The sequence below is a fragment of the Actinomadura roseirufa genome, assembly GCF_900659635.1.
In the GTDB taxonomy this organism is placed as follows: domain Bacteria; phylum Actinomycetota; class Actinomycetes; order Streptosporangiales; family Streptosporangiaceae; genus Spirillospora; species Spirillospora roseirufa.
The window spans coordinates 1-6,258 of sequence record NZ_CAACVB010000364.1; the positions used below are offsets into that span (position 1 = coordinate 1).

6 protein-coding genes are annotated in these 6,258 nt (G+C 76.1%); all 6 read right to left on the reverse strand.

The window, feature by feature from the left end; all coding sequences use genetic code 11:
- A partial coding sequence (locus E1291_RS37865) for a beta-ketoacyl synthase N-terminal-like domain-containing protein (protein ID WP_207401153.1) occupies nt 1-1,774 on the reverse strand: 1,774 nt, incomplete at its 3' end.
- Complete coding sequence (locus E1291_RS37870) at nt 1,771-3,192, reverse strand: NAD(P)/FAD-dependent oxidoreductase (protein WP_131742860.1); 1,422 nt, start codon at nt 3,190-3,192, stop codon at nt 1,771-1,773. The genes E1291_RS37870 and E1291_RS37865, both read right to left, overlap by 4 nt.
- Before the next feature lie 56 nt (nt 3,193-3,248).
- Nucleotides 3,249-3,716 carry a nuclear transport factor 2 family protein gene (locus E1291_RS37875; RefSeq protein WP_131742861.1) on the reverse strand — a complete coding sequence of 156 codons (468 nt, stop codon included), beginning with the start codon at nt 3,714-3,716 and terminating at the stop codon, nt 3,249-3,251.
- 32 nt (nt 3,717-3,748) lie between these two features.
- Nucleotides 3,749-4,189: a nuclear transport factor 2 family protein gene (locus E1291_RS37880; protein WP_207401154.1), complete on the reverse strand. Its 441-nt coding sequence runs from the start codon at nt 4,187-4,189 to the stop codon at nt 3,749-3,751.
- Nucleotides 4,190-4,259: 70 nt separating this feature from the next.
- Nucleotides 4,260-5,681, reverse strand: a complete 1,422-nt coding sequence (locus tag E1291_RS37885) for an NAD(P)/FAD-dependent oxidoreductase (RefSeq protein ID WP_131742862.1) — start codon at nt 5,679-5,681, stop codon at nt 4,260-4,262.
- 65 nt (nt 5,682-5,746) lie between these two features.
- On the reverse strand, nt 5,747-6,258 hold a 512-nt coding region (locus E1291_RS37890; protein ID WP_131742863.1), incomplete at its 5' end, for an acyl carrier protein.

Genomic DNA, 6,258 nt, shown 5'->3' on the forward strand with positions numbered 1-6,258 from the left:
GGCGCCCGCCCTCCGGGCCGCCGACCACCAGCACCGGCCTGCCCGGCGCCCGCCCGGCGTCGCCGGTGAGCACGTCCGGGTGCGGCTCGCCCGCCGCCAGGGCGGCGAGCCCGGCCAGCAGGTCCGCGCGGTTCGCGCCCACCACCACCGCCCGATGCTCGAACACCGAGCGGGTCGTCACCAGGGACCACGCGACGTCGGCGGGCGGGACCGCGGGATCGGCCTCGACGCGCGCGGCCAGCGCCGCGGCCTGTGCCCGCAGCGCCTCGGCCGAGCGGCCCGACACCGCCCAGAAGACCGTCGCCGCCGGTCCGGGCACCGGGGACGCCACAACGGGCGGCACAACGGGCGGCACGGCGTCCAGCGGCTCGGGGGCCTCTTCGAGGATCACGTGCGCGTTCGTGCCGGAGTTCCCGAACGCCGACACCCCGGCCCGCCGCGGGCGGTCCCCGCGCGGCCACGGCACCGGCTCGGTGAGCAGCCGCACCGCGCCCTTCCGCCAGTCGACGAGCGGGGTCGGCCGGTCGATGTTCAAGGTGGCGGGCAGCCGCTCGTGCCGCAGCGCCAGGATCATCTTGAGCACGCCCGCCACGCCCGCCGCGGCCTGCGCGTGCCCGATGTTGGGCTTGACCGTCCCCATCCACAGCGGGCGGTCCGCCGGGCGGTCCCGGCCGTAGGCGGTGATGACCGCCTGCGCCTCGATCGCGTCGCCGATCGCCGTGCCGGTGCCGTGCGCCTCCAGCGCGTCGACGTCGGCGGCCGACAGCCGCGCGTCGGCGAGGGCGTCGCGGAAGAGCCGCTGCCGGCCGGGGCCGTGCGGGGCGGCCATGCCGCCCGCGGCGCCGTCCTGGTTGACCGCGGTGCCGCGGATCAGCGCGAGCACCGGGTGGCCGTTGCGCCGCGCGTCCGACAGCCGCTCCAGCAGCAGCAGACCGGCGCCCTCGCCCCACACCATGCCGTCGGAGCCGGCCGCGAACGGCTTGCAGCGCGCGTCGGCGGCGAGCTGCCGCTGGCTCGCCGACAGCAGGAACGTCGTCGGGGTGTACATGACGGCGACGCCGCCCGCGAGGGCGAGGCCGCACTCGCGCTGCCGCAGCGCCCGCGTCGCCAGGTGCATCGCGACCAGCGAGGACGAGCACGCCGCGTCCAGGGCCACGGCGGGCCCGACGAGACCGAGCGTGAACGCCACCCGCCCCGCGGCGACGCTGCCGGCGTTGCCGGTGCCGAGGTGGGCCATCAGCTCGCCGGGGACGTAGGTCAGCCGGGTGCCGTAGTCGTGCAGCGACACGCCCGTGTACACGGCGGTGTCGGTGCCGCGCAGCGTCCGCGGGTCGATGCCGGCGCTCTCGACCGCCTCCCAGGCCGTCTCCAGCAGCAGCCGCTGCTGCGGCTCCACCGCCGTCGCCTCGTCGTCGCCCATGCCGAAGAACCCGGCGTCGAAGTCGCTCGCGCCGTCCAGGAACCCGCCCGCCCGCGCGTACGTCGTGCCGGGATGGTCCGGGTCGGGGTGGTAGAGGGCCTCCACGTCCCATCCCCGGTCCCCGGGGAAACCGGACACGGCCTCCCGCCCCTCGGCGAGCAGCTCCCACAGCCCCTCGGGGGTCCGCGCGCCGCCGGGGAACCGGCACGCCGCCCCGACGACCGCGATCGGCTCGTGCCCGGCCGACTCGATCTCGCGCAGCCGCCGCCGGGCCCGGTGGAGCTCGGCCGTGGTCCACCGGAGGTAGTCCAGGAGCCGGCCCTCGCCGTTCGCGCCGCCGTTCGCGGACGTCACGGCGCGCTCACGGCTCCGCGCCGGTCCAGCCGCACGAGGGCCAGCTCGTCCGGCCGCAGCGGCGGGGCGGTCAGCTCCGGCCGCAGCCGGCCCCGCTGCATCAGCGACATGAACCGGGTCGAGCCGAGCTCCGACTGGGGCGTGGACATGCTCATGACGTCGGTCACCACGTCGCTGACCTCGGGCGAGCGGATCGCCATCGACGCGACCAGGTCGGCGAACCCGTGCAGCGCGGCCCGCTCGCCGGTCAGCCGCGGGTCCCCGGCGCGGTTGCGGCAGCCGACGAAGTCGATGTCCTTGGACGCCGCCATGATCCACGGGTCGTCGACCACGGCGCCGATCGCGGCCTGCACGCGCCGCGCCCCGCCCGGCTCCAGCGGCCGCGCGAGCCGCTCGTCCAGCACCGCGGCGGTGCGCGCCGCCGAGCTCATCCCGTGCCCGTAGATCGGGTTGAACGCCGCCAGCGAGTCGCCGACGACGAGCAGGCCGTCCGGCCACCCCTCCAGCCGCTCGGGGTACAGCCGCCGGTTGGCGCCGATGTGCGAGGCGAACACCGGCGTCAGCGGTTCCGCGTCGGCGATGAGGTCGGCCACCAGCGGGTCGCGCAGCGACCGCGCGTAGGGCAGGAAGTCCTCGTCGCGGGTGGGGAGCTCACCGCCGCGGGTGCACGACAGCGTCACCATCCAGCGGCCGTTCTCCTGCGGGTACACCACCCCGAAGCGGCCGGGCACGCGGACCCGGTGGTCGGCGGCGACGTTGACGGCGGGGAACCCGGCCGTCGCCCCCTCCGGGGCGCGGAACGTCCGGGTCGCGTAGGCGATCCCCGCGTCCACCACGTCCTCCTCGACGGGCGGCAGGCCGAGCGCCGTCAGCCAGTGCCGGAGCCGCGAGCCGCGCCCGGTGGCGTCCACCACGAGGTCGGCCTCCAGCAGCTCCCGCGTCCCGTCCTCCAGGCCGCGCACGCGCACGCCGGTGACGCGGCCCGCGTCACCGGCCAGCTCCACGGCCTCGGTGCGCCCGCGCACGGTGATCCGCCCGCCGGCCAGGATCCGGTCCCGGACGACGAAGTCCAGCAGCGGCCGCCCGCACATGATCGCGAACTGCCGGGGCGGGAAGCGGTGCTGCCAGCCGTGCGAGGTCAGCGTCACCAGGTCCTCGTGGAACCCGATCCGGCGCGCCCCGGCGGCCAGCAGCCGGTCCGCCGTCCCGGGCAGCAGGTCCTCCACGACGCGCGCCCCGCCGGACCACAGCACGTGGACGTGGCGCGCCTGCGGCAGGCCCTTGCGCTGCTCCGGCCCGTCCGGCAGGACGTCGCGTTCCACCACGGTGACGGTCTCCAGATGGCGGGCCAGCACGTGGGCGGCCAGCATCCCCGCCCAGCTCCCGCCGAGGACGACTGCATGTTGGGGTCTCGTCACGTTCCCGTCCCTCCTGCCACGGCCCGCCGATCCGGTCGCCCGCCCGGGGCACCCGGTCAGGCGGAGCCGCCGCCCTCGCTCAGCCGCACGGTCTCGATCAGGCGCTCGGCCACCGCAAGGGCGTGCTCCACGCCGGTCAGCCGCGGCTCGTCGTCCAGATAGGTGTCGGTGATGCCCCAGTGCGCCCGCAGGCTGTGCGTGAGGCCGTCCTCGCCGATCTCCGAGATGCCGATGACCTTGTAGGTCATCTTCGCCGGGTGCACGGTCTTGACCAGCGACGGCACCACGACCGTCCGGCCGTCCATCGAGGTGACCATGCGTCCCGGCACCTCGTGCACGCCGCTCTCGATGGCCCAGGCGATGCGCTCGCGGAGTTTCTCCTTGCCCCGCACCGGCGGGGAGCCGACCGGGTCCTCGACGACGACGTCGTCGGCGAACAGCTCCAGTACCCCTTCGAGGTCGCCGGCGTTGATCCGCCGCGCGTACTCCATGGCCGCGTTCTTCCTGAGCGACTCATCCGCCACGGTCTCTCCAATGCGGGTCGTGTTGGTCGGCTTCAGTCGGTGACTTCGAGTTCGTCCCTGCCCCAGTACGCCTTGAGCTCCTCGATGAGGTCGCCGGCGCCGATCCGGAGCATCAGCACGTACTCGCACTTCAGGTGCTTGCCGACGGGCTCGTCGGGGGCGGTCAGCCAGCCGCGGGCGGCGTACTCGCGGCCCTTCGGCAGGTAGTCCATGACGGCGGTGATTGGCATCAGCGCGTGCACGCCGTCCTGGGAGGCGATCGCGTCGCCGGGCACCTCCTTGGTGTTCGCCTCGATGCCCAGCGCGAGGTGCGCGCGCAGCGCCTCCCGCCCGGACCGGCGGCCGGCGCCGACCGGGTCCTCGAACGCGGGGTCGGCGGCGTACAGCGCGAGCAGCCCGTCGAGGTCGCCGGCGTTCAGCCGCTGGCAGTGCGCCTGGATGATCTTCTTTCGCTTGCCTTCGTCGATCAGCATGGGCTCCCCCTCGGGGCCGTGGGTGTCGGACCGGGTCGGGCGCGGGACGGGCGGGCGCCGGGCGGCCGGGTCAGCCGTCGGCGCCGACCGCGTCGCGCGGGCGCAGGCCGGCGGCGGCGAGCTCGGCCGCCGCCAGCGGCGGCCCGGTGAGCTCGGGCAGCGGCTCGTCGCGCGCCATCAGCGCCATGAACTCGCTCGACCCGAGCGCGGACTGCGGGACGCTCAGGCTGGCCGCGTCGGTGACCAGCGCGCTCACCGCGGGCGAGCGCAGCGACCGGGTGGTGAGGACGTCGGCGAAGTGCCGCCGCGTCTCCGCCTCGCCCAGCAGCCGCGGGTCGGTGGCGGTCGTGCGGCAGCCGACGTACTCGATGTCGCGGGCCGCCGCGATGATCCACGGATCGTCCGCCGCGGCGCCGGCCGCCCGCTGCGCCGCCGCGGCCGACCACGGCCGCGGGCCGCCGAGCAGCTCGTCGAGCGCGGCGGCGCCGAGCGCGGCCGAGCTCATCCCGTGCCCGTAGATCGGGTTGAACGCGGCGAGCGCGTCGCCGATCACGAGGAGGCCCTCCGGCCACCGCTCCAGCCGCTCGGGGTACAGCCGCCGGTTGGCGCCGAAGTGCGAGACGAACAGGGGGGTGAGCGGCTCCGCCGACGCGATGAGATCGGCGACGAGCGGGTCGCGCAGGGACCGCGCGTACTCGGTGAACTCGGCGTCGTCCGACGGCAGGCGCGCCCCGCGGGTACCGGCCAGGGTGACCATCCACACCCCGCCCTCCTGCGGGTGGACGACGCCGAACCGGCCCGGACGCCCGTCGCGGGGGTCGGGGGAGATGTTGACCGGGGGGAAGGCGGTGGTCGCACCCGGCGGCGCCTTGTACAGCCGCGAGCAGTACGCCATGCCCGCGTCGACGACGTCCTCCTCCACGGGCGGCAGGCCGAGCGCCGCCAGCCAGTGCCTCAGCCGCGAGCCGCGGCCGGTCGCGTCCACGACGAGGTCGGCGGCCAGCGCCGACTCGGCGCCGGTCTCGACGTCGCGGACCCGCACGCCCGTGACGCGGTCGCCGCCGCCGGACAGCTCGACGGCCTCCGCGCGCTGCCGCACCCGCACCCGCCCGGCGGACACGACCTGGTCGCGGACGGTCCAGTCCATCAGCGGGCGGCTGCACATGAGGCAGAACTGCCGGGAGGGGAAACGGTGCTGCCAGCCGTGCGAGGTCAGCGTCACGAGGTCCCGCTGGAACATGATCCGGCGGGCCCCGGCGGCGAGCAGCCGGTCGATCGTCCCGGGCAGCAGCCCGTCGACGACGCGCGCGCCGCTGGACCACAGGATGTGCCCGTGCCGCGCCTGCGGCTGGCCCCGGCGCTGCCGGGGGCCGTCGGGCAGGACGTCGCGCTCCAGCACGGTGACGGTGTCGAGGTGCCGGGACAGCACCTGGGCGGTGAGCATTCCCGCCCAGCCTCCGCCCAGAACGATCCCGTGCTCGGGTCTGGTCATGGTCACCCTCTCGTCGTCGCGCCCGGAGCGAGGCGGCGTCGTCCCTGTGATCATTGCCGAGGGACCTAAAGCCGCCCTAGCGCGTGGGCGGCCCGGCCCAGGTCCGTGTCGATGAAGGCGAACAGCTCGTCCGCGGTGGCGGTCTCCAGCCGGACGAGGACGCCGTCGTCGTCCGGGCCGGTGCTGTCCGGTTCCGTGCCGTCCCGTCCGGGTTCTCTGGGAGGCGCCGCGGACGGGCCGTCCGCCGCGTCCGGGAACAGCTCACCGCGCAGATGGTCGGCGAGCGCGGCCGGGTTGGGGTGGTCGAAGACGTCGGTGGTGACGACCGGGACGCCCGTCGCGCCCGCCAGCCGCCCCGCCAGGTCGGTCGCGGTCAGCGAGTCGAACCCGGACTCCAGGAAGCCGCGCTCGCTCTGGACGGCGTCGGCGTCGGCGTGCCCGAGCACCGCCGCCGCGTGCGTCCGGACCAGGTCGAGCAGCACGTCGTGGCGCTGCTCCTCGCTCAGCCCGCCCAGCCGCCCGGCGAGGCCCCCGGCGTCCGGGCCGGGCACGGCGGGACGGCCCGCGGCGGCCGGCC

Excerpts from the sequence above, each read along its gene's own strand:
- E1291_RS37880 (WP_207401154.1), bottom strand. The coding sequence starts at position 4,189 with ATGCTGATCGACGAAGGCAAGCGAAAGAAGATCATCCAGGCGCACTGC.
- E1291_RS37885 (WP_131742862.1), bottom strand. The coding sequence starts at position 5,681 with ATGACCAGACCCGAGCACGGGATCGTTCTGGGCGGAGGCTGGGCGGGA.